Source organism: Lysinibacillus sp. NPDC056232 (assembly GCF_042267565.1).
In the GTDB taxonomy this organism is placed as follows: domain Bacteria; phylum Bacillota; class Bacilli; order Bacillales_A; family Planococcaceae; genus Lysinibacillus.
This window is the reverse complement of sequence record NZ_JBHJTF010000058.1, coordinates 1-24,061: the sequence shown is the minus strand read 5'-3', so window position 1 is coordinate 24,061 and position 24,061 is coordinate 1. Positions and strand designations below refer to the sequence as shown.

23 protein-coding genes and 1 riboswitch are annotated in these 24,061 nt (G+C 38.1%); of the genes, 3 read left to right on the top strand and 20 right to left on the bottom strand.

The annotated features are described in order from the left end of the window. Nucleotides 1-218 precede the first annotated feature (218 nt). Nucleotides 219-1,223, top strand: coding sequence for a M23 family metallopeptidase (locus ACFCYJ_RS25475; protein ID WP_376078540.1), 1,005 nt, complete (start codon nucleotides 219-221; stop codon nucleotides 1,221-1,223). Between the two features lie 128 nt (nucleotides 1,224-1,351). On the opposite strand, the gene ACFCYJ_RS25470 is transcribed toward ACFCYJ_RS25475, so the two are convergent. After that, entirely contained in the window at nucleotides 1,352-2,218 is an 867-nt protein-coding gene (locus ACFCYJ_RS25470; protein ID WP_376078538.1) for a copper amine oxidase N-terminal domain-containing protein, read from the bottom strand. 293 nt (nucleotides 2,219-2,511) lie between these two features. On the opposite strand from ACFCYJ_RS25470, the gene ACFCYJ_RS25465 reads away from it, so the two are divergent. Continuing rightward, nucleotides 2,512-4,206: a methyl-accepting chemotaxis protein gene (locus ACFCYJ_RS25465; protein WP_376078536.1), complete on the top strand. Its 1,695-nt coding sequence runs from the start codon at nucleotides 2,512-2,514 to the stop codon at nucleotides 4,204-4,206. A gap of 265 nt (nucleotides 4,207-4,471) precedes the next feature. Here ACFCYJ_RS25465 and ACFCYJ_RS25460 read toward each other — a convergent pair whose 3' ends face one another. The 7 genes from ACFCYJ_RS25460 to ACFCYJ_RS25430 form a co-directional block, all read right to left on the bottom strand. After that, nucleotides 4,472-5,155 carry a hypothetical protein gene (locus ACFCYJ_RS25460; protein ID WP_376078534.1) on the bottom strand — a complete coding sequence of 228 codons (684 nt, stop codon included), beginning with the start codon at nucleotides 5,153-5,155 and terminating at the stop codon, nucleotides 4,472-4,474. Nucleotides 5,156-5,241: 86 nt separating this feature from the next. Continuing rightward, complete coding sequence (locus tag ACFCYJ_RS25455) at nucleotides 5,242-6,987, bottom strand: methyl-accepting chemotaxis protein (protein ID WP_376078532.1); 1,746 nt, start codon at nucleotides 6,985-6,987, stop codon at nucleotides 5,242-5,244. A gap of 225 nt (nucleotides 6,988-7,212) precedes the next feature. Beyond that, nucleotides 7,213-8,709, bottom strand: coding sequence for a sodium:solute symporter family protein (locus ACFCYJ_RS25450; protein WP_376078530.1), 1,497 nt, complete (start codon nucleotides 8,707-8,709; stop codon nucleotides 7,213-7,215). 24 nt (nucleotides 8,710-8,733) lie between these two features. After that, nucleotides 8,734-9,486 carry an SDR family NAD(P)-dependent oxidoreductase gene (locus ACFCYJ_RS25445; RefSeq protein WP_376078528.1) on the bottom strand — a complete coding sequence of 251 codons (753 nt, stop codon included), beginning with the start codon at nucleotides 9,484-9,486 and terminating at the stop codon, nucleotides 8,734-8,736. Continuing rightward, nucleotides 9,486-11,228: a methyl-accepting chemotaxis protein gene (locus ACFCYJ_RS25440; protein ID WP_376078526.1), complete on the bottom strand. Its 1,743-nt coding sequence runs from the start codon at nucleotides 11,226-11,228 to the stop codon at nucleotides 9,486-9,488. The genes ACFCYJ_RS25445 and ACFCYJ_RS25440 overlap by 1 nt, the downstream gene beginning before the upstream one ends. A 108-nt stretch (nucleotides 11,229-11,336) precedes the next feature. After that, a riboswitch (cyclic di-GMP riboswitch) is annotated at nucleotides 11,337-11,422 on the bottom strand. A gap of 286 nt (nucleotides 11,423-11,708) precedes the next feature. Beyond that, the gene (locus ACFCYJ_RS25435; protein WP_323650864.1) at nucleotides 11,709-11,906 is read right to left on the bottom strand and encodes a hypothetical protein; all 198 of its coding nucleotides are present in this window, start codon (nucleotides 11,904-11,906) and stop codon (nucleotides 11,709-11,711) included. Between the two features lie 316 nt (nucleotides 11,907-12,222). After that, nucleotides 12,223-12,717 (bottom strand): YehS family protein, encoded by a 495-nt coding sequence (locus ACFCYJ_RS25430; RefSeq protein ID WP_376078524.1) that lies wholly within the window; start codon nucleotides 12,715-12,717, stop codon nucleotides 12,223-12,225. Between the two features lie 206 nt (nucleotides 12,718-12,923). Between ACFCYJ_RS25430 and ACFCYJ_RS25425 the strand changes: the two genes are divergently transcribed. Further along, nucleotides 12,924-13,121, top strand: coding sequence for an alpha/beta-type small acid-soluble spore protein (locus ACFCYJ_RS25425; protein WP_049668804.1), 198 nt, complete (start codon nucleotides 12,924-12,926; stop codon nucleotides 13,119-13,121). 112 nt (nucleotides 13,122-13,233) lie between these two features. Here the strand turns inward: ACFCYJ_RS25425 and ACFCYJ_RS25420 are convergent, their stop codons facing one another. The 12 genes from ACFCYJ_RS25420 to ACFCYJ_RS25365 form a co-directional block, all read right to left on the bottom strand. Then, nucleotides 13,234-14,403, bottom strand: coding sequence for an MFS transporter (locus tag ACFCYJ_RS25420; protein ID WP_376078522.1), 1,170 nt, complete (start codon nucleotides 14,401-14,403; stop codon nucleotides 13,234-13,236). A gap of 216 nt (nucleotides 14,404-14,619) precedes the next feature. Beyond that, nucleotides 14,620-15,294 (bottom strand): NADPH-dependent F420 reductase, encoded by a 675-nt coding sequence (locus ACFCYJ_RS25415; protein ID WP_376078520.1) that lies wholly within the window; start codon nucleotides 15,292-15,294, stop codon nucleotides 14,620-14,622. Between the two features lie 167 nt (nucleotides 15,295-15,461). Further along, nucleotides 15,462-15,764, bottom strand: a complete 303-nt coding sequence (locus tag ACFCYJ_RS25410) for an ArsR/SmtB family transcription factor (RefSeq protein WP_376078518.1) — start codon at nucleotides 15,762-15,764, stop codon at nucleotides 15,462-15,464. A gap of 147 nt (nucleotides 15,765-15,911) precedes the next feature. Then, the gene (locus ACFCYJ_RS25405) at nucleotides 15,912-16,874 is read right to left on the bottom strand and encodes a tRNA dihydrouridine synthase (RefSeq protein ID WP_376078516.1); all 963 of its coding nucleotides are present in this window, start codon (nucleotides 16,872-16,874) and stop codon (nucleotides 15,912-15,914) included. Nucleotides 16,875-17,382: 508 nt separating this feature from the next. Continuing rightward, entirely contained in the window at nucleotides 17,383-17,571 is a 189-nt protein-coding gene (locus ACFCYJ_RS25400; RefSeq protein WP_376078514.1) for a hypothetical protein, read from the bottom strand. After that, nucleotides 17,571-18,944 carry a 23S rRNA (uracil(1939)-C(5))-methyltransferase RlmD gene (gene rlmD, locus ACFCYJ_RS25395; protein ID WP_376078512.1) on the bottom strand — a complete coding sequence of 458 codons (1,374 nt, stop codon included), beginning with the start codon at nucleotides 18,942-18,944 and terminating at the stop codon, nucleotides 17,571-17,573. The genes ACFCYJ_RS25400 and rlmD overlap by 1 nt, the downstream gene beginning before the upstream one ends. Before the next feature lie 321 nt (nucleotides 18,945-19,265). Then, nucleotides 19,266-19,388, bottom strand: coding sequence for a cytochrome bd oxidase small subunit CydS family protein (cydS, locus tag ACFCYJ_RS25390; protein WP_376078510.1), 123 nt, complete (start codon nucleotides 19,386-19,388; stop codon nucleotides 19,266-19,268). Between the two features lie 13 nt (nucleotides 19,389-19,401). Continuing rightward, nucleotides 19,402-20,427 (bottom strand): cytochrome d ubiquinol oxidase subunit II, encoded by a 1,026-nt coding sequence (locus ACFCYJ_RS25385; protein WP_376078508.1) that lies wholly within the window; start codon nucleotides 20,425-20,427, stop codon nucleotides 19,402-19,404. Then, nucleotides 20,424-21,770 (bottom strand): cytochrome ubiquinol oxidase subunit I, encoded by a 1,347-nt coding sequence (locus tag ACFCYJ_RS25380; RefSeq protein ID WP_376078506.1) that lies wholly within the window; start codon nucleotides 21,768-21,770, stop codon nucleotides 20,424-20,426. The genes ACFCYJ_RS25385 and ACFCYJ_RS25380 overlap by 4 nt, the downstream gene beginning before the upstream one ends. A gap of 393 nt (nucleotides 21,771-22,163) precedes the next feature. After that, nucleotides 22,164-23,078 carry a diacylglycerol kinase gene (locus tag ACFCYJ_RS25375; RefSeq protein WP_376078504.1) on the bottom strand — a complete coding sequence of 305 codons (915 nt, stop codon included), beginning with the start codon at nucleotides 23,076-23,078 and terminating at the stop codon, nucleotides 22,164-22,166. Nucleotides 23,079-23,200: 122 nt separating this feature from the next. After that, on the bottom strand, nucleotides 23,201-23,761 hold the full coding sequence (locus ACFCYJ_RS25370) for a thioredoxin family protein (protein ID WP_376078502.1): 561 nt from the start codon (nucleotides 23,759-23,761) through the stop codon (nucleotides 23,201-23,203). Nucleotides 23,762-23,858: 97 nt separating this feature from the next. Then, complete coding sequence (locus tag ACFCYJ_RS25365; RefSeq protein WP_376078500.1) at nucleotides 23,859-23,993, bottom strand: hypothetical protein; 135 nt, start codon at nucleotides 23,991-23,993, stop codon at nucleotides 23,859-23,861. Nucleotides 23,994-24,061 lie beyond the last annotated feature (68 nt).

Below are 24,061 nucleotides of genomic sequence, written 5' to 3'. Positions count from 1 at the left end.
GTTTTATCTGCGCGAAAGCGAAGCGTCAGCGACAAATGTTTTATCTGCGCGAAAGCGAAGCGTCAGCGACAAAGCGCCCAGTCGGAACGGAAATCAACCCTACGCTACGAGCCCATTTTTTCACAAATTGCTCATTTCTACCGCTTCGTTTTCCCACAAAAAGTGCTGAATGAAGATAAAAAATTCGGTTATTCTAACGTTAGAAAGGAGGTCCATTATTGAATCGCCATTTTATATTCCTTTTATCATGGATGTTTTTATGGAGCTTTACTCTCCCCTCTGTTGCTTTAGCAAAAGAAGAACCCACCCAAGAAGAAATTGTACAGCAACGTATGGCCTATTACGTACAATTTGACGAATTACTCATTCCGTGGCATTTCTTAGCAGCCATTGACCAATATGAACGCAATTTGCAATCAGTTCGTAAAGATATTCCGAAACGGGATGGTATCATTGCCATTCAATTTTCTGATGAATATTGGTCAGGTGCTTTAAATCCTGTAAGAGATGATACTCGCCCAGACACAATTAGTTACTTTGGCGGAATGGGGCTAGATGGCAATGGTGATGGAGTTGCTAGTCCTAAGGATGATGTCGATATCATATTCTCCATGGCTACTTTTTTAAGTAAATTTGGAACAACTGATGAGGACTTTAAATTAGCTTTATGGGAATATTACGGAAGTGAACAGGCCGTAAATCAAATCTTCACCATTTCCAAAATGTATAGTCATTTCAAAACAACTGAGCTCGATGCCCATACATTCCCAATCCCTACTAATTACGATTACAGCTATCGGAGTACATGGGGTGCCAATAGGGGCTGGGGTGGACGCCGTATTCATGAAGGAACAGATATTTTCGCTAGCTATAGTACTCCAGTGGTTTCTACCTCTTATGGAGTAGTGGAAATAAAGGGCTGGAACCAATTTGGTGGTTGGCGCATAGGAATTCGAGATAATCATAATTCATATCATTATTATGCCCATCTTGGTAGTTATAATAAAAAGATTAAAGTAGGGGACCTTGTCGAACCTGGAACTGTTCTCGGTTATGTTGGTAGCTCTGGCTACGGTAAAGAAGGGACGTCCGGAAAATTCCCGCCTCATCTTCACTACGGTATATATAAGTTCAATGGACGTACAGAATGGGCATTTGATCCATATCCTTCTTTATTGCAATGGGAACGACAAGCAAAAAAAGCAAAGCAAAACAGTAATTAAATGTTGCACACAAAAAAGAAGGATAGATAATTTTTATCCATCCTTCTTTTTTGCTACATATATCCGGTAATTTCTAAAGCTTCTATGTTTTTTTAGCCGAGCTCAATCGCTAATCTACCACAAGCTTTCTACCTCTGATCTGTCCGTTTCTCCCCTTCAATTTTTAGAACTAGCTTGTTGCTATTTTCCTGAGGGAATTTTCCCAGCTCCGTAACTTTACCTTGAGCGTCTACAATTCCATAAGTGAATAAGCCACGCATATACTCGTCCAAGAAATAAACATAGCTTTTAAAGGTTGGTTTCGCTCCCCACTCTCGTTCAGCCACATCATCCTTCTGCCATTTAATGACTGCCAGACCTTCATTATTCACTTCATAATAAGCATCGCTATAGCCGGCGAGATCCAGCGTGAAACGCAATGCTTCTCCTTCTGGAAACGTGTAATAGAAGTAATTATACCCTTCTCCAGCATGAAGAGGTGGCGCTTCCTCTGTGAGTTTTTCTAGTCCGAGCGCAATATGACGCGCCTTCGTGAGATCCCCGTGCATCAGTGTCTCGTATTCTTCCTGACCCGCAGGTGTACGGACAATAACCCGTTTATCTTTGTTATTGTAATAGACATAACCGCCAAGTGTCTCGCTAATGAAACGAATCGGCACATAAGTGCTACCGTTTTTGTTTACTACTGCAGCGTCTAATTTTATCGTTTTCCCATTAACTGTTGCTGTTTTTCTTCCCGCCACAAGCTGCACTTTCTTACTCTTATCTTTATTTTGAATCGTGACGACACCGGTCTTAGGATCATAAGCGAGCACAGGCCATGACGGGTCGCTCAGAGACCTTAATTTAACCATTGTTCGTCCTTCAACCGTAATAAAGTCATACTCAGCTTGACCGTTGACAAAAAGAGACGTAGAAGAAGCCGCATTTGCTGAAGTATTGCCAATAAAGCTCACAAATAGCACGAAGCCCAATATTTTGAACCATTTGTTCATACCATCTTCCTCCTATAATTATATTGTTTTTAAACAATTGAACACAAAATATATTATACCATTCAAGCTAAAATATGGATAATAAAGGGAGGGATATTATAAAAGTCGATTGGTTGGCAATTTATTACTAAAGACACATATTAACTATTTACCTCATCAAAATGTTATTGTACTAAAAAATATTATTATTTTTTCACTAAAAGAGGTTTATTTATATTTAAATTAAGGTATTGAATAATAATTGCACTATAGCAATTTATAGTTAAAATCAAATTAGCAAAGGATGGAAAAAGATGAACGGAATTTTTCAATTTAAAACACTTAAAGCCCGAATATTAAGTGCATTTCTTCTTTTATTAGTATTAGTTGCTTGTTTTAATGCCTATACTTACATTTCCAATAATAAGATGGAAAAACAAGCTGAAAGTTTAGTGAATTTAGATTTAGTTGACTTAAATGCAAGTGAAAAATTAGCAATGTCTATGAGTGTTCGTCTCAATGCAGCTTTAATCTATGTAACGACAGGAAATGAAAAATACATAGAAACATTTAATAAATATCGTCAAATTGCTGAGGAAAGCATTGACCTCTTGAATAAACACGAAAAAAATCCTAAGCGTGAAAAGCTAGCAGCAAAGGGAACCGAGTGGAGCAATCGTGTCAATACCGAGGTATTCGATGTCTATAAAAAAGGCGATAAAGAATTAGCATTAAAAAATTTAATGGCTATGAATAATGTGGTAACGGAAGTTCGTACTGGTTATGAAAATTTAGCAAATAAACGCGCAGATGAAATTATTAAAATAGGAGATACAGTAGTATCTACAAGCCAAAACAATAAAACGATTGGACTTATTTTTAGTATTGGATTAGCAATTGCAGGAATTATTATTGCTATGGTCACGTCTAACAAAATTTCTAAACCTATTACGATTGTCTCAAAGCGTATGAGCGAATTAGCGGATGGTAACTTGCAACATGAACCACTTCCAATAATTCACCGTGATGAGGTTGGTCAATTAAAGCTTTCCGCAAATAATATGAGTGAAAAATTAAAGCAAATGATAAGCTCAATTCATGCTGTTTCCGAAACAGTAGTAGCTAGTAGCGAAGAGCTTGCCCAATCTTCTAATGAAGTACAATCAGGTACAGAACAAATTACCGTAACTATGCAGGAGCTAGCTTCTGGCACTGAATCACAAGCATCTACAGCAGGTGATTTAGCCGAAACAATGACTTCTTTCCAACGAAGTATTCATGAAACAACACAGGAAGGCATTGAATTAACAGCGCATTCAAATCATGTACAAGAACTAACGACTACAGGTAAAGGCTTAATGGTACAATCAACACAACAAATGGCAACCATTAATGAAATTGTTTTAGATTCAGTGAAAAAAGTGGAAGGCTTAAATGCACAGTCTGCTGAAATTTCCAAACTTGTTTCAGTCATAGACGATATTTCAAATCAAACAAATTTACTGGCCTTAAACGCTGCCATCGAAGCAGCTCGGGCAGGTGAGCACGGTAAAGGTTTTGCAGTTGTAGCCGATGAAGTTCGAAAGCTTGCAGAACAAGTACAGTTCTCTGTCACTGATATTTCTACAATCGTCAACCGTATACAAGGTGAAACTGGTAATGTAACAACCGCTCTACAATCTGGCTATGAGGAAGTAAAAAGAGGAACTGTACAACTAGATCAAACAAATGAAACATTTGAACAAATTTCGGAAGCCGTTGAGGACATGATTCTTAACATAAATACCATTTCAGGCAATTTAAATAAAGTTGCTCAAAATTCCGAATCCATCAATGTCTCCATCGATGAAATGGCTTCTATTTCTCAAGAGTCTGCAGCTGGTGTAGAACAAACAACAGCAACTGTAGAGGAAACAGCTGCTACTATGGAGGAAATTTCAAGGGGTGCAAATCATCTCGCTGATATGGCTGAAGAGCTAAATAGCCAATTACAGCAATTTAAAATTTAAAGTACGGATTCATAATACCCTTTAATTTGGAGAACGTGAACGTTTTGGGTCTCTAACGGAGATTTCTTTGGTACCCCGAGCACTTTGGGGCGATAACGGATCACTTCTCTGGCTCACCCGAGCACTTCGAGACGAGAACGGATCACTTCTTTCGCTCACCCGAGCACTTTGAGATGATACCTGAACATCACTCTAGATTATCCTAGAAGCTAAAAAAGCTATCTCGACATTACGCTCGAGATAGCTTTTTTCCCCTTAAATAGTATTACTGATGCCTAATTGGTACCCTTTCCAGCTCATAACGTTTAATAATCACACTGATCTTCTGAAACCACTCCTCACATAAATCCAGCGCTTCTTGATACTCATCCTCTTCTCTTGATAGAGGCTCACTGTTATCCATAAAAACATATTCTAGAATAGGGTCCGATAAGTGATCAGCAACAATTTGCAACGTCAATTGAGACACAGTGTTATATTCAGGGTCCTCTTCATCTAATTCCTCTTCTTCTATATCCAAATCTTCACCAAGTAATGAACCACTTATGAAGTTATTGCTCGTCCTAGCAATATACATGTCGTCCTCTACTATAGCTACTTCATATATTTTATTGAATGGAATTTCTTTTTTTATCAAATTTTGATCTAAATCTTCTCTACTTACGAGGAAAAGTGTATTTGTAGGTTCATTTAGTAATAAAGCACTTAAACAATCATTTGAGATGATGCACTGTGTATGAGGGATAGCCATAAGCTCCTCCTCACTCGCTTCTTTCATTTCATTTAATTCATTGATATAGATATATCGTTCTTTTACATACCGAATAATTCCTACTATTACTAGCCCTAAACCAATTAACCAATAGATCTTACTAAATATAGCCGTTTCAACTGAATTTGCTAGTAATACATAGATCATCCCCAGAAATAAAAGAAAAAAGGTTTTCATCTAGTTCCCACCCTTAAAAAGATAATCGATAGGATTATTTCATCCATGTTAATAGAAATTCTATTCTAACGATAATCTTTTCATTCTTAATTTCTATGGGAACTATCTGCATTTCTAACATCTACATCAAACTTTGAAACGGATTTTTCAAGATCTTCTGCCATTTTGTTCAGTTTTAAAATAGAATGGAGGATATCTTGATTGTAGCTTTCTTGTTCCATCGTACGCTCTACAACACTTTCTGTTGCCTTTGTAGCCTTATTCGCAAGCATTGTTGTTTCCATAACTCCTGCTGTAATCTCCTCAGAAAATGCAGACATTTCTTCTGAGGTTACAGAAACTTGTTTTGTATGAGATACTACGCCCTGAATAGATTGGAGAATACTTTCGAATGATTTTCCGGCATCTTCAACAGCTTGTAAACCGTCTTCTACATTTTCAGTGACAACATTCATCGTTTGCACCGTTAAGCTTGTATCCTCATTTATTTTAGAAATCAAGTTTGATATGCTATTCGCCGATTTTTCTGATTGCTCCGCAAGCTTCCTTACTTCTTCAGCAACTACGGCAAAGCCCTTTCCAGAGTCACCCGCTCTAGCCGCTTCTATCGCAGCATTTAATGCAAGTAGATTCGTTTGTGAAGCAATATCACGAATCATATTGATAATAAGTGATACTTCATTTGATTGACTCTCTAATTTTTTAATGGCATTTGCGGATAACTGCACGGATTCATTAATAATATTCATTTGATGAATCACTTTTTCAATGTTTCCATTTCCAAGCTCTATATTTTGTAAGCTGATAGATGATAATTGAGATACATTTAAAGAAGCTTCGGCAATTTGTTGAATGCCCTCCGACATTTGCTCTAATGTAGCAGAGCTTTCTTCTGAGCTTTTATACTGTGCATGCGCGCCAGCCGACACTTCCTGGATAGAGGCCGAAATATCACTAATTGCTTCATTTGCCTTTTCACTACTATTTGCCACTCCGGTAGTCGTATCGATTAACTGCTTAGAGCTAGAATTGATTCCAATGATAATATTTTGCAAGTCCAACACCATTTGTTGAAATGTATTTGTTAAAACGCCAATTTCATCTTTTCGATCTGTTTCTATTTTTACGGTTAAATCACCATTGCCAACTTGTTTTACTTGTGATGTTAATTTTCTTAGTGGCTTCGTTAAATAATCTGTAAAGAAATAAACAATGCAGATTCCTACTATTAATATAATTAACGTAATCAATATAATTTTCATTTGATTAGCATTCATGTCCGCATAAACTTCTGTGGCATCTAAATCTGCCCCTATTAACCCTACAACTTCGCCTGCCTCATTTTTTATTGGCGCGTAGATGGCAAGCACCGCTCCGTATTGTGAATCATTTGATAGCTGAAATTGTGTTTGCCCTGTTTCAAATACTTGCTTCATTTTAGGATACGATTCTGGTGATTCCTCTTTATCGCCAATCGTTGAATCCTCATTCGGAACACTATCCACCATATAATAGTAGTCATATCCTTCACCATTTTTTATCCGAGTCATCGAATATAAACTAGATACTTTATGAAGCTCTTTAACAGAGCTTAATTCTTTTTGTAATTCATAATAATAGTTATCTTTTTTTGCACCAATTTCTAATCTTTGATAGCCTTTAACATCTATCTTTGAGATTGCCTGATCAATCATATTTAAGTTTTGCTCACCGACTGTCTCTTTTACCAGCTCCAATGACGAACGATAAATAAAAAAGCTAATCAGCAAACACGAGATAACAAGTAAAATAGAAAATACCATTAACATTTTAATTTTTAAGCTACTTCTCATTGTTGAACTCCTTTATTTTCTATGCGAATACTTACTTTTATATTTTGGTAATAATAAATTTTACAACATTATCCTGGTAAAATGTCTCTATTACCAAAGTACTTTATTTTTTTGCTAAAACAAGCTAAAAATGCCATTTTTGAGTGTTGTTTTCTACATAAAAAAACACGAGGGCATTAAAAATCAATGCCCTCATGTTCCCGAATTTTCATTTATAAATAATCATCAATTTGAATGATCCATTAATTCCTCTTTACCACCAACATCATCTAAAGTCTTATCTTTTTCAATCTTATGCATCTCAAGAACATGTTGCGAAGGTGGAATAAGCAAACTAACGATAACAATTGTTATACCTGTGATCACAACTCCTGAGAAAACTGGTGCCTGCCACAGTTCATTTAATAAACCTAAAAATCCTTCTGATTGGATATGAAGACTCGGTACATAAGTTAAAGATGTAATAATGTAATAGACTAGCCCGACAGATATACTTGTCCACACGGCAGGTGTACTTACTCGCTTCCAAAACGGTCCTAAAACGATTGGCCAGAAAATCGTCACGAAGACAATATCCCATGCCAAATATGCTAAATCAATTACTTTCTGGAAGCTGACCGCTAAAACTAAGCCTAGCAAAGCGCTTAAAATAATAATAAGTCTTGAAAATCTTAATAGTTTTTTAGGATCTGGGTTACGATTAATAAAGTCTAAATAAATGTTTTTTGTGATAATTCCTGAAGTCGCAACATAACACGCGGCTACAGTAGACATTCCCATCGCTGCCATTGCTGTTAAAAAGATGGCTGCTAATAATGGAGGGAAATATCCTTGAGCAAAGGCAAGCATTAACGTCTCTGGATTTGTACTATTAGGATAAATCGTTTTGAACGCTTCTCCTAACATACCAGGAATCCAGCTGATCGCGATAATAATTGTCCCAGCTATAATCATACTGCGCTGTGCTACTTTTGGACTTTTTGCCGCTGCTACCCTTTGTCCTAAATCCACCGCCGGAATATCACCAAGTGCTAACACAAGATACAGTGTCCAAAATTCTGCTCCAGCCTTATTGAAGAGTTCACTAATATTCCACCATTCCGGGTTAAATGTTACATCAGGGTAATAGAATAAGATAAAAATTGTAATCCCTACTATACCCGCTACTGCAAGTGCCCCCTGAACAATTTCCGTATAGGCTACAGCCCATAAGCCACCAATAACAGAATATAGGGCTGTTAATGATACAAAGAGTATTGCCGCTGGAACGAAATCAATTTGCAACAGCTGCTGAATGATATACGTGCCTCCAACTGTTAACGCCGCTGCATTAAAGACACCGAAGGCAATCGCCATTACGACACCTGTATAAGCACCTAGCTTTTTACTGCCATATCTTAATCCATAGTAGTCTGCTAATGTCCAGCCTTTTAATCTACGTAAAGGCTTCGTCCAAATGAGTGCTCCAAGAATCATACAAGTCCCTAAACCGCCCATTGTTGCTGAACCTTCAAAGCCGCCACTTGTGTAACCTGAGCCAACTGCTGCAAAGAAGAATGGGGCCGCTAATAAGGCCGCCACTAGACTTCCTGTTACAACAGATAAAGGCATACTCCAACCAGCAACAATTAAATCCTCCGCAGTATTTACGCGTTTATATCCTTTATATCCAATGTAATAAATAAAAATTAAGTATAAGCTAAAGATGATTATATTTAACATAGTAGTGCTCCTTAGTTTCCCACATTATCCGTTCATAACGACTCCACCATTAGGTGTTAATATTTGTCCCGTATAGAAATCCGCATTTTCTGAAGCTAAAAACAACACAGTCTTTGCGATTTCTTCTGGTTGAGCTAATCGTTTTAACGGGTATTTAGCAGACTCTTCCTCTACATAATTTTCGCCAAATTCCTTTAGGATGTCTGTAAAAGTTCCACTAGGAGCTACTGCGTTGACTAGTATCGTAGGCGCTAACTCTCGTGCCAAAGCCTTCGTAAATGCATTGATACCACCCTTTGCAGCAGAATAATGCGTAAATTCCTCACAACCTAAACTACCAATATCAGAAGAAATATTAATAATTTTTCCTTTGTTTCGTTCTTTCATTCTTTTTGCTGCTTCTCGGCAATTGTAGAAGCAACCGTATAAATGAACTTTAATCATTTTATCCCATTGCTCATCTGTTAAATCCGTTATGCTTGAAGCCTGTGCAAATCCAGCGTTATTGACAAGAATATCAATAGCGCCTAACTGTTTGTCCATAGATTGATACATAGCTTGAACTTGCTGAGAATCCGATACATCTGCATTAAATTTCATAGCCTGTACACCAAACTTTTCCGCTTGTGCACGAACCTCTTCTGCCTCGTGATCATCACCAATATAATTGATACATACATTGGCTCCTTGCTCAGCAAAGCCTAAAGCAATGGCTTTGCCGATTCCTTTACTGGAACCTGTAATTAGTACATTTTTTCCTTTAAAATTAATTTCCATTATTGATCATTCTCCAATTTGAATTTTGTTACAAGTACCTGCAATTCTTCTGCTGTTTTTCCTAATGAAGAAGATGCCTCTTTCACCTCTTGCATGGTCGTCAATTGTTCTTGCGTTGCGTTTGATACATTCGACGAGAATTCAGATGACTGCTCCGCAGAATGCTTAATATTATTGACAGAAGCTGCGACTTCCTCCGAAGAAGCAGAAATTTGTTGAGACGCAGCCGAAATTTCGCGAATCTGACTTGCAACTTCTTCTGATGACGTGAGAATTTCTTTAAAGATTTCCCCTACTTCATTTGTAAATGCCATACCTGCCTTTACATCTTCTTTTCCTTTTTCCATAACAGTAATAGAAGCGTTTGAATCAGCTTGAATTGTACTAATTAAATTGTATATTTCCGTTGCAGATTGTGATGATTGCTCCGCTAATCGTCTAACCTCGTCAGCGACAACCGCGAAGCCTTTCCCATGCTCTCCTGCCCTAGCAGCTTCGATTGCCGCATTCAATGCTAGTAGGTTTGTTTGATCTGCTATTGCTGTAATAAGACTTACAATATCGCTAATTTTTTTCGTATTGATATGTAAACCGTTTATTGTTGTCCCTATTTGTTCAACAGAATCATTGATCAACTCCATTTGTGCAATGACTTGTTGAACAACATGATTTCCACGTTCTGAAGCTTGAGAAGAGGAAATAGATGATTCAGCAGCTGTATTAGCCGAATCAGCAATTTGCTGGATGCCCGTCGCTGTTTCCTCCATAGCAGCAGCTGTTTCCTCAGTCATAACCATTGAGACCTCAGCGTTTTGCGTGATTTGTCCCATGTCTTGAGCAATATTTGTTGCGCTGTTATATGTCTCTGCTGCATTCACAGTTAGCTGATTAGCAGAAGAAGAAACGTTATCAGATGTACTTCTAATATTTAAAATGATATGTTGTAGATTCGAAACCATCGTATTAATCGATTCAGATAAATTTCCGATTTCGTCCTTCGTTATTTCTAAATCTACATTTACTAATTCCCCATTTGCTACTTGATTTGCAGCATTTACTACTTTCTTAAGCGGTTTTAATAGACGATCAATAATTATGTAAAGTAAAACTAATAAAATTAAAATTCCGATCACAGCTAGAACAATTTGTTTTATGACACTTGTTTTAATGATGGTATTTATATAATCCGCAGAATAATCAATACCTAATAATGCAATGAGCTTGCCATTGTCATCTTTAATAGGGCTAAATACAGTTCGCCATGAACCATAAGGATCTTGGAAAATATCAGTTACCTCAGTGCTATTATTTTTAATGGCCAATTTAGCTGTTTTTACATGTTCATCTGCTAAATCAGTAAAGATCTCACCCGCTTCATATACTTCGTTCAAATTAGAGGTATAGCCTATTGGGGTAACGCCATCTGCATCCTTCACATCCCAAATATAGCTCCAACTCATAATTCCTTGTTCTTCTTGAATCTTATCGAGTTGCTTTTGAATTTTCTTAAAGTCAGCATTCGTTTCTCCCTTTTCAGACAATAAATCTTTAATATCATCACTATCAAGATTCATAGCTGTCAATAAACCAACACTTTTCAACTCTTGTTCTAAATCAACAGACATTCGATTGTTTAATTCTCTAATACTTTGCGTAGTAATAATAGCAATTAAAAGTAAAACAATTATAGAAACCGTTAGTAAAAGTTTGTTTTTTAATGAAACATTTTTTAACAACCTCATGATTATTATTTCCCCCTTTTATTGTGTTTTTGACAAAAAAATAACCTATTTCTAAAGAAATAGGCATCAAAGAATATAACTAGCACTATATGTACTTAACTAGTACTCCTTCGCAGCTCAGCCATCATAGTATTTAATACCTTAGACCTGTAACTTTGCGTCTCTACCTTTCGGCAAATTTGCCTATCTTTTTCCTCCTCAAATTAACACAATGGGTAAAAGTAGTCAATGTCACTAGTTAAAAATACACACATTTTCACTATTTTACTATAAGTATGAAATGAATAATATTACATAATTTTCTCGGTGCATCCACAATTCTCTTCAGAGCAAATCAATTATGCCTCGACATAATTGCGTCACAGGACGTGGCTGACTTCTGCTGAAAAAAGTTAAAAGCAGCTACAACGTAATATTGTAGCTGCTACTATAATTTAAAATAATCAATTACCCCTAAATGATTATTCCTATTAAAAATACTTATCCGTTTAGTGTCATGACTAAAACTGCCGGTATAAATGATACAGCAAACATACTCACATACCACATCGATGTACGGCGTAATGAAAAACGAACTTGTTTCTTTTCTGCATAAAAAATGTCTATCATAATTGCAGCAACAACAAGTGGGATAGTAACACATGCGATAGCAACTAATAAAATTTTTAAACTAAACATAAAAGCACCCCTCTGTTCGTGAACATTTATTTTCCATCTTTGTGACAACTTTATGTCAATCTCAGTGTACACAATTCCGTCACAAATTGTCAACTACATTCAACTAAGAAAAATGTGCTTTTTACAGAAAATTTTAACCTCATTATAGATATTTACGTAAAAACCATCATAAACAAAGCAGCTACAAAATTGCAGCTGCTTTGTTTATGATTAATTTATTGGCTATTTACTAAAATTCCCACTTGACTAACGTTAATACAGCGCTTCAGGCTTCACGCCTCTTTTTAATCAAGAATATGTTTAGTATCGAGCCGTTTTATTCTCTATATTTATATGTTAGCCCTCTTAAAAAATTCCTCACAAAGCGATCTCCACATTCTTTATAGTTACGATGACTTGGATTTCTTAAAATGGCACCTAATTCACCTTTCGAAACGTTAACGCCACCATCATATAAAATATCAAGCATCTCTTCACTCGTTAAGGCTAACGCTATCTTCACTTTCTTTAATAGCATATTATTAGGGCTTTCTTTTCCTGAAACAGGTGGTGGTCCTTCTGGCTGACCAGACTTAGACTTTTGCGGACCTCGTTTAAATGTAATAAATCCATTTAAAAAAGCCTCTACCATTTTATTATTACATTTGATGTATTCTTCTGGTGCTTCTTCCTCATCATTAACTTTAATAAGCATGTTCAATACTTCTTCCTTCGTAAAGTCCATGCCTCCTAGCTTAAAAATTTCAACCATATCTTTATTTTTGATATCTAATGCATATCTTAAACGAATTAAAATATCATTGTTCGTCATTTAAAAAACCTCCATTTTAACTGTAAAGCGCTTCTAACAATCGTATCTTCAAGATTGAAGCATTACTTTATTATAGCAGAGACATTCACAATTTTAGCTAGCTTTCCAAAAGTTACTTTACTATAGTATTTAGAATGCGCATTTTACTTTTTTACATGTATGATTAGCCAACTCTCGACCATTCTAATCACAAGGAGGTGAGAAAAATGGCTAATCGTAGTTCAAATAAGCTTCTAGTTCCTGGTGTACATGAAGCTGTTGATCAATTGAAATATGAAATCGCACAAGAATTCAATGTACAATTAGGGCCAGAAGCCTCTTCTCGTGCAAACGGTTCAGTCGGAGGAGAAATTACAAAACGCCTCGTAGAAATGGCTGAAAAACGTTCAAAAGGTTTATTATAATAATAAATTTCAAAAAGAACGAATCCCTTTTTTAATTGGAATTCGTTCTTTCATGCTTTTATTATTTAGGGAGGCTATGTAGATCATAATGACCGTCATATCAACTTTTGATTTAATTTAAGTTTCCTTCATTCATCCGCGACTTCAATATAAACGCTATAATCATCGCAAGGATGACGCCAATCATGCCGAACCAAGTAATCGATGATACAGACACTTGATTGACAATGATGCCTCCTATACCGGCTCCAGCCGCCATTGACAATTGCATCATTGATTGGTTAAGACTTAACATGATGCCCGAAAAGTTCGGTTCAATCTGAACTAGATTAAATTGCTGTGTCGGACCAGTTGACCAAGCTGCAAATGACCATAAAATCAGTAAGCCTAAAATAAGTAACCACGAATCAGTGAAGGAAACTGCAATGGACAGGAAGATAAGAGCTACTACATGCAGGAACAATCCTCCCGTCAATGTCGGAAAAACGCCCCATTTATCCGTGCTAAATCCGCCAAATTTCGATCCGACTAAGCTAGCGATGCCAAACGTCAATAAGGCTAATCTTAGCAAATCCTCATTTAAGCCGGCGACATTAAGTAGATAAGGTAAAATATAAGTATAGGCTATCGAGTATCCACCCAGCCAAAAAAAGGTAATAGCAAGCCCTAGCGTTACTCTTCCATTTTTTAAAAAAGCCAGTTGCTTAGACAATGGAACGGGTTTATCTCCTTTTACTTTAGGTATGGCCATGTAGAGAACAACCATCGCTAATAATCCTGCCAGTGCTAGGAAACCAAACACAGATTTCCATCCGAATTCGACTGCTACAATTCTTCCAAGAGGAACACCTATAATTAATGAAGCTGTAAAGCCCATAACTACAGTGGCAATGGCGCTTGCTTGTTTACTTGGGGCGGCGATTTTGGCGGCAATATCTAGGGCGGTTACAACAACCATTCCCGCACCTAAAGCCATTACTACACGAGCTAAAACAAACAGCTCATATCCCGGTAGGACAAAAGATAAACCATTGCCTAAAGCGAAGATGCCCATTGCTAAAACCAGCAACTTTTGCCTTTCCATTTTTGCTGTCAGCGCCATAAGCACAGGCGTGCAGATTGCATAAACTAAAGAAAAAATCGTAACAAGTTGCCCGGCTGAAGTAACGGAAATGCCTAAGGTATCCGAGATTTGATCTAAGATACCCGAAATTACATACTCGGATGTGCCGACTAAAAAACTGACGAGTGCCAATAAGTAAATTTTCCATGTGCTTGTCATCAAGATTTGCTCCTCTTCTTCAATTTCATATTATATTAATGTTATTTTACAAATCAACATATCCCAATATATCGATTTGATAATTAAAACTGAACTGCCGTTTAAGCTATAGGAAACCTTTCCCTTAGCCGTGAACCACTGCTAGTGACCTTTATTGGCAACGATTGACCTACATGTCGGTACGTGCAACTATTACATTTTGAATCCGCGGCACAACTAGCCACGAATTCCGCGATGATAACGCCAATGTCCTTCAGGCATTACCGCATCACGAGTCGTAGTAGACAGCATTTGTTCCAGCATACTTTTGTCTAACGGTACACAATAAACAGGCTTCCGTCGCTCAAAACGCCAGCCCTCAGCGAGAGGTCCAGCATCGACCGTGTCATAGCCTATCTGATCCAAGAGCTTAACTACTATCTCCTTAGCATCTTTATCGTCACCCGCGATTGGAAGGGCGCGGCGATCTGGAGCACCGGCAGGTCGTGCATCTGGCACTACCTCCTCCACCAAGATCGAGTTCAGCACTTTGACTATACGCGACTGCGGTAAGTTTCGTGCTAGTAGCTCGGCTGTCATTATTTCTCCTCTCTCCAACACTGGAATGCGCCCAAAGTGCGGGAAGTAATTTTGCGGGTTGAGCACAATCTTACCAATAAGAGGCTCCACTGGGATGGCATAATTAGCCTGAAGCGGGATGGCAGCAAAAATCACTTCACCGAACGCTGCAGCCTCATCGATACTACCGATTTCGCAACCAAGTGTCTCACGTAGGTCAAGGATACTCTCAGGCCCTCTTGAATTACTCATCATAACTTGATGACCAGCCTTTAGTGCCAACCACCCTACAGCCTGAGCCATGCGACCCGCTCCAATAATTCCAATCTTCATTTTTCACTAACTCCTTTCATATATCGATGTGTTATAGGATAAAATTGACTATGTTACAGGTATCCAGTCTAGATTATAGTTTACAAATAAATTCTATTTACATATCGCAATTTGTAGATATGTTATATGAAATAAAAACTGAATACATTTCAAGTATTCAGTCTAAATTATAGTTCACATTTGAAAAAATCTGCAATTTCTTGTATTTTGTCTTCATCCCTTTTGTAATACGTATATTTTCCTATCCGCTCCATTTTGATTAGACCGGCTCGTTGGAGGATGGACAAATATTGGGAAGCTGTTGACTGTGTCATATTCAGCCTCTCTTGGACTTGACAAACACAAACCCCGATTTTTCTCATATCAATCCCTTCATGGGGCGCAAAATATTTTTCAGGCTCTTTGAACCATTGTAAAATTTGTAACCTCGACTCGTTAGACAACGCCTTAAACACTTCAATTGGATCCATAAACCAAATTATATCGATAATTTCCGATATGTCAATTGAAATGGTAAGATTTTATTTCCCATAAAACAATCAGGTACTTTACAAAACTAAATTAGGCAAAAAAAAGAGGCGTTCTTTGCCCCTCTTTGCTATCTACAATCCATCTAATCAACATATTGATTCAAAGTTATTGAGCAATGTACGCACTTCATCTGTTGATTTCGTGTTCATCAATTGATTTCTTAATTCACCAGCTCCACGGAATCCTTTGACATAAACTTTGAAAAAGCGATGAAGCCCTGTGATGGAACGTGGTAGTGCTTCCGCATATTGATCTTGAAGATCAAGCTGCAGTCTTAAAAGATCAAGGTACTCTTTACTGCTATGCTCTTTTGGCTCTTTTTCAAAAGCGAAAGGATTTTTAAAAATACCTCGCCCGATCATAACACCATCAATACCATACTGTTCAGCAAGCTGTAGCCCCGTTTGGCGGTCAGGAATGTCTCCATTGATTGTTAGTAGCGTATTTGGTGCGATACGGTCACGTAATTTTTTGATTTCCGGAATTAGCTCCCAATGCGCATCTACTTGGCTCATTTCCTTTCTTGTACGTAAATGAATAGAAAGGTTCGCAATATCCTGTTTGAAAATATGCGTTAGCCACTCTTCCGACTCACTGACATCGTGATAGCCAAGTCGTGTTTTCACGCTGACTGGCAGTCCGCCCGCTTTTGCTGCTTGAATAAGTTCTGCCGCAACATCTGGACGCAAAATAAGACCACTACCTTTCCCTCTCGATGCCACATTCGGTACAGGGCAGCCCATATTAATATCGATGCCTTTAAATCCTAGCTCTGCCATGCCAATACTCATTTGACGGAAATATTCGGGATTATCTCCCCAAATATGTGCCACCATTGGCTGTTCATCTTCTGTGAAAATCAAACGGCCACGCACACTTTTCATGCCCTCTGGATGACAATAGCTATCCGAGTTTGTAAACTCTGTAAAAAATACATCCGGTCGACCTGCTTCACTTACTACGCGACGAAAAACAACATCTGTCACATCTTCCATTGGTGCAAGTACAAAAAATGGTCGTGGTAAATCACGCCAAAAATTATCTATCATTTCAAACTCAATTCCTCTCAATATGGATACAACTTTAAACTCTCGGTCAAACAATATAAAGCCAAATGTTCCGCTTCTTTTACACTTATATCATGCTCGAACTGATTATCAAACACAAATACATTTATAATTTCTGAAAATCGACAATGTTTATTTTAACGAAAATCGGTCCTGAATGGTATGTTTATAAACAAAAAGCAAATGGTATAGATTTTTGAACTGAACCCCAAATAGTGGACACTTTATTCCAAAAACATAAAAAAGCAATCCGAGATAACGGTTAATTTATCATAAAGTAATCGAATTATAACCCCTTTGAATCAAACCCACGTTCTTGAACTGCCTATTATAATGTTCTGATACCAATTATGAGGTGTATAATTTTTAATTTTCATCTATATCAAAAGTAACCTCTTCTATTCAAGCATATGATTCAACTAAAAACCCTTCCATACTTACACAAAAAGGATGGAATATTCACTCCACCCTTTCAGAGTTCTATCATTTACTAATCAATCACCCGAGCAACATTCCTACCACAAGTCTTGCATTCCCCCTTTAATACAGGGGCATATTCTCCCTCTTGTATCGTGTACTTCACAATTGCCGTTACACCACAATTACCACAAAATACGTTTTTCACGAGCATTTCTCTGATATCTTTCGGGATAGAGAGCCATTTTTTTGCTGCGTCCATTATGATCGCTCCTTTAGAGTTAGTTCCGTAACAACCTCCACATGCGTCGAATGCGGGAACATATCTACAGGTTGAATCTCCTGTGTTTGATAGCCCCCATCCTCCAAAATTCGAAGGTCACGTGCTAGTGTAGCTGGATTACAAGACACATAAACAACACGCTTTGGACGTTGCTCTAAAATCGTCTTTAGAAGCGCCTCATCGCAGCCTTTGCGTGGTGGGTCGACTACTAAAACATCCGCTTCTTTGCCTTCCTTATACCAACGTGGAATAACTTCCTCTGCTGGACCTGCCTCAAAATACGTATTAGTGAAACCATTTAATTCTGCATTGCGTTTTGCATCTTCAATCGCTTGCGGTACAATTTCAACACCCATAACAGCCTTTGCTTGTTGTGCAAGGAATAATGAAATTGTGCCTATACCACAGTAAGCATCAATAACTCGTTCATCACCTTGTAAGTCAGCGTAGTCTAATGCTTGTTTGTATAGGACTTCCGTTTGCTCAGGGTTTACTTGATAAAATGAACGGGCTGAAATTTCAAAGCGAACATCGCCAATTGTATCAATAATAACGTCCTCGCCCCATAGATTCACGGTTTCATCACCGAAAATAACGTTCGTTTTGTCGCTGTTAACGTTTTGCATAATTGATGTTACATTCGGGACAAGCTTCTGGATTGTCGCAACAGCCGCTTCTTTTTGCGGGAATTTTTTCTTTTTAGTTACGACAACAACCATAACTTCACCAGTTGCTCGTGCTTTACGAATAACTACGTGGCGCAGCATTCCCTCATGCGATAGCTCGTTGTATGGTCGGACACCGATTGCCGCTAGTTCCTTTTTCAAACCCGCAAGAATAGCGTCCGCTTCCCCAGTCTGAATTAAGCAACGCTCCATATCCACAATGCTATGAGACTTCGTTTTGTAGAAGCCAGCAATTGCTTGTCCTGCTTCATTTGAGGAGAAAGGTATTTGTGCTTTATTACGGTAATGCCAAGGCTCTTCCATACCCTTCACAGGTAGGACAGGCGCATCAATTTTACCAATGCGCTGCATGACATTACGCACCATGTTTTCTTTCCATTTTAACTGTCCTTCATAAGACAGGTGTTGTAATTGGCAGCCGCCACATTGCTTGAAATATTCACAAGGTGCATCTACACGATCTGGCGATGGCTTGAGAATTTCTGCAACCTTCGCGAAGCCGTAATTTTTTAACGTTTTTACAACATGTACTTCCGCCGTTTCATTAGGAAGTGCACCTTGGATAAATAATGGATAGCCATCGACCTTTGCGACGCCATTGCCATCATGTGTTAAATCTTCTATATAAACTGTTAGTCGGTCATTTTTTTTCACGGGTGCTGACATTCGTACATCCTCCATTTCAATCTCTTTATTGTAGCATGTTGTGGCGGATGAAAAAAGAACAAGGCTTCATATTAACGGCTCAGATGTATTGAGAAAGTGAGATCAGCTCTGGCCACCAACTGATTGGGTATGCCGAGAATGTAATCCGCTCTCTCCCCAAACTGCTCGGGTATGCTGACAATGTGATCCGCTCTCTCCCCAAACTGCTCGGGTAAGACAAGAATGTGGTCCGCTCTCCTCTCAAACTGCTCAGGTATGCCAAGGATGTGCTCCACTCTCACCCCAAACGGATCGCCTTTACACGAGTAGAAAAAAGAGCCGCTATTCGCGACTCTTCTCCTCTTTCCTTACTGTATGGTAATCTCTAGGTGCCCACCAGAAAGCTGCGACTACACCTAGGATGACGACTATAAATGGTGCATAAAAAATCAAAAAACTTGCCATAGTTGTATCCCTCCTATGCGTGATTGTCTTCTTTTCCTGTCACATATTTTTTGTTAAAGAGGAATAATTTCAACAACAAGAACAGTGATGGAATCAGTAGACATAGTCCTAAAATAAACGCAATGACGAGTGCAATCGCCATTTGTGTACTTGTAAAGCTATCGTAAATTGTTAAATACGGATACAGTAAATATGGATATTGAGCGATTCCGTATGCGAAGAATGCCACTGCAAATTGGGCAATCAATAAACTAACCGCAAGACCATAATTTTTCCTCATCCATATCAATATTACAGTAACAATAAATAACACTGCTGAAATGGCAAACATCCACCATAAATTAACCATATTATTGTAACTTTCAGGATTAATGAATTTCATTTCGTACATAATGCCGAGCGCACTCACCATTAATGGTATCGCCCAAGCAAGTGCGTATCTTCTCATTAAATTTGTGGCTTCTCGATCCTTTGCTTTATGAGCATACCAAGTTAAAAACACGGCTGAAATATAAAGTACAGCTGCAATGCTCAACACGACAATACTCCAAGCAAATGGGCTCGTATACAACGTCCAATAATTCAAGACAGGTTGCCCGTCAACAATATCAACATAGCCACCAGCAGCAATCGCGAATACAACAGAGAGTGAGGCTGGAATGAGTAAGCCTGCTACACCATACGTCAACGTGTAACCGATATGCCCACGTGCGCCATATGATTCAAACGCATAGTAGGAGCCTCGTATTGCAAGGAGCACTAGCGAAATACTAACTGGGACAAGTAAAATCGTTCCATAATAGAAAGCTGTTTGTGGGAAAAATCCAACAATCCCCACAAAGAAGAATACTAAAAAGACATTGGTTACTTCCCAAACAGGTGATAAATAACGCTTAATAATATTCGTTAAAATATGATTTTTTCCGATGAGTAGGCTGTAGGCATTAAAAAAGCCTGCACCAAAATCGATTGAAGCTACAATGACATAACCAAATAGGAAAATCCATAAAACTGAAATACCTAAAATCTCTAATGTCATAAGATGTCACCGCCTTTATCAGCATGGCGATCTTCTATTTCTCGCTCAATTGGATTCTTTTTGAACATACGAATTAAAACCACCATACTGCCTACTGCTAATACGGCATATACGCCGGTAAACAATAGCATCATTAAATCCACATGGTCACTCGTTGTGGCCCCTTCTGGTGTTCGCATTAATCCGTATAAGATCCAAGGCTGTCGTCCCACTTCGGCAAGCCACCATCCTGCTTCAATCGCAATAATGGAAAGTGGTCCACCTGCAACAACAATCCATCTAAACCAACGTCTATGAATAAACTGCCAATCACGTGCTTTCCCGCATACATAAACCAATGAAACCAATGCCATGAACATACCGATAAACACCATGAGATCAAAGAGGTAATGGATATATAGTGGTGGTCGATCTTCTTCAGCAAATTGATCTAAGCCAATTACCTCTGCATTTGGATTATTATGTGCTAAAACGCTCAAAGCATAAGGTACTTTAATAGCATATTTTACTTCTTCATCATTTAATACACCAAATAGGATAAGAGAAGCTTTATCTCCCGTTTCAAAATGCCACTCAGCTGCAGCTAGTTTTTCTGGCTGATATTCGGCTAAATATTTACCTGAAAAGTCTCCAATAATCGCTGATGCAATGGAGAAAATCAGACCAATCTTCATAAGTAGGTATAAGGATTTTTTATGGTATACATGCTTAGAACCTCTAAGTAGACGGTATCCTGCAATAGATGCTAACACAAATGCGGACGTCATGTAGGCTGTAACGAGAACATGCGCTACCTTTGTCGGCATCGCTGGATTAAACATGGCTAAAAAAGGTTGAATATTCACAAGCTGGCCGTCCACAATGTCAAATCCTTGTGGCGCATTCATAAACGCATTGACAATTGTTATAAACACAGCTGACATCGATGCACCGACAGCAACCGGAATTAATAGTAGCATATGCTTTTTCTGACTATCGAAGCGATCCCAAGTATATAAGTAGATGCCTAGGAAGATGGCTTCAAAGAAAAATGCAAACGTTTCCATAAAAAGTGGTAATGCAATTGTTTGGCCGGCAAGCTGCATAAAATTCGGCCATAGTAAAGACAACTGTAAGCCAATTGCTGTCCCTGTTACAACTCCGACTGCAACTGTAATGACAAAACCTCGTGCCCAACGTCTTGCCATTAAAATATAGTGCTCATCATTCTTTTTATACCCAGTCCATTGCGCAATCATAATCATTAATGGGACACCCACACCAATCGTTGCATAAATAATATGGAACGATAAGGTTAGCTCCGTTAATGCTCTACTCCAAAAGACTGCTGATTCATTCACCATTTCATTGCCCCCCTAACCTCCAAATATTCTTCCAAGTATGGAAAGTAGCATGATAATTCCAACACCAAAGCTTAGCCAAATGAGCTTTCTTTCCTGTGACTTATACAAAGGCAACACTTCCTTTCCCTTATCTCTACCCCCATTTTCCACTATTGCAACGAAAAAAACCTTTATAATGGACCGGAATTTCGGCCTATTATAAAGGTTTCAAATTTTGTTCAAGTAATATACGCACATTTGCCAAACATTTTTCTTAATTCATTCACAATACCAATTAAAGGAATGTAATATTCATATATATGGTGTTTAAACCATTAATATCCCAGAAATTCAATTGAGCAAGCTCTAACAAGGCCCTCTCCTAAATTGAAGAGAGCCCTGTTTTAATGTTCGTTATATACGGTCTTCTTCACGAATATCTGCTAGTGGAGCAAAAATTTCAATATGGCGCTTTAAGTTTTCAAATGTTGCAGGCGCGTCCCCACCATATTCACCATCCAAGTTTAAATGAATTTCATCTTCAGTAGATACTTTGACGACACTTGCCTTTTTATAAATTACACGATCATCATTCAAATGCTCGCCCCTTAAAGCCATCGCAGCAAGCTGAATAAATTCAGGCAGGCTTACTTTTTTCAATACTAATAGCGTAAAGTAGCCATCATTAATACTTGCGTCAGGTGCAAGCTTTTCAAAGCCACCTACTGAATTTGTTAAGCCACATAAAAACATCATGGCATCTCCATCAAACACTTCACCATCATATTCGATACGCATGTGGGAAGCTTTGATCGATGGAATCATTTCTACTGCTTTTAAGTAATAAGCAAGCTGTCCTAGCATTGTTTTCATTTTACTTGGCACTTCATACGTTAACTCTGTAATACGCCCACCAGCGGCAATATTGATGAAATAGCGTTCCCCATTTAATAAACCAACATCAACCGGCAACGATTCACCTTTAATAATAATGTCAACTGCAGCTTCAATATTTCGAGGAATCTGCACAGCACGAGCAAAGTCATTTGTTGTGCCCATCGGAATTAGACCCACTTTCGGTCGGTTCTCAAATGGACTGACACCTGAAACAACTTCATTTAATGTGCCATCTCCACCAACTGCAATGATTATATCAAAGCCACGTTCTACTGCATTTTTTGCAGCAATGGTTGCATCGCCTTCACAAGTTGTTGCGTGACATGATGTCTCATAGCCTGCTACCTCTAATTTTGCCAATACTTCTGGTAGATGCTTTTTAAACACTTCACGCCCAGATGTAGGATTATAAATGATTCTTGCTCGTTTCATAACATACCTTCTCGCTTCATAAGATTCTATTTCTTTCAACGAAATTCTACTTTTAAATGTTGCATTGAACTTCTAAAGCAAGGCATGTCCTCATTCTCCTGACATGCGCTTGTGATTTACAATTATTGCAATGCAGCAGTTACTTGCTTTTTAAAATCCTCGTAAACAAATGTCCAATATGATTTATTCGTTATATTCTCTTCACGAATTTCTGCATATAGCGCTTTTTGTGCATTTTCAAATGCTGGATCTTCTTTATCAGGTAAAGTAGCTCGTTTACTTACTACTAGTTCCTGTAATTCTGGTGCACGTGGTCCCCATTTTCCAACAACCTGTCCAGCTTCATCTAATAAAATATAAACCGGAATTGCACGGCCACCATTTGTTAAATAACGATCAATCAAATCTGTATCAGCATCGCGTAGTACTGCGCGCATGTCTAATCCTGCTGCCTCTGCAACTCGGCGAATGATTGGATTGTTTAACATTGCGTCCCCGCACCAGTCCTCAGTAATTGTTAAAATTTTCGATTGATTGTTCTTCAGTAGTTCGATAAAGCCATCGTTTAATGGCACTTCGAAGCCATCATAAATACGGAAGCTTTCCTCTTTTAATGTCGTCATTTTATCCATATATTGTTGAATTGAAATCGCATCATTGAAATATTGTTGTTCAGTTTTCATTGATAGACCTCCCAAAAGTTTTATCATGTTCTATTCTATATTTTGCTATGAATACTCCTTTTAGACAACTATAAAGTGCTAATTTGGTATTTTTTAGTCATATTAAGTTGATTTTCCGTTCCGATTGGGCGCTTTGTAGCTGCCGCTTTGCTTTCGCTACAGAAAACATTTGTTGCTGTCGCTTCGCTTTCGCACAGTTAAAACATTTGTTGCTGTCGCTTCGCTTTCGCACAGTTAAAACATTTGTTGCTGTCGCTTCGCTTTCGCACAGTTAAAACATTTGTTGCTGTCGCTTCGCTT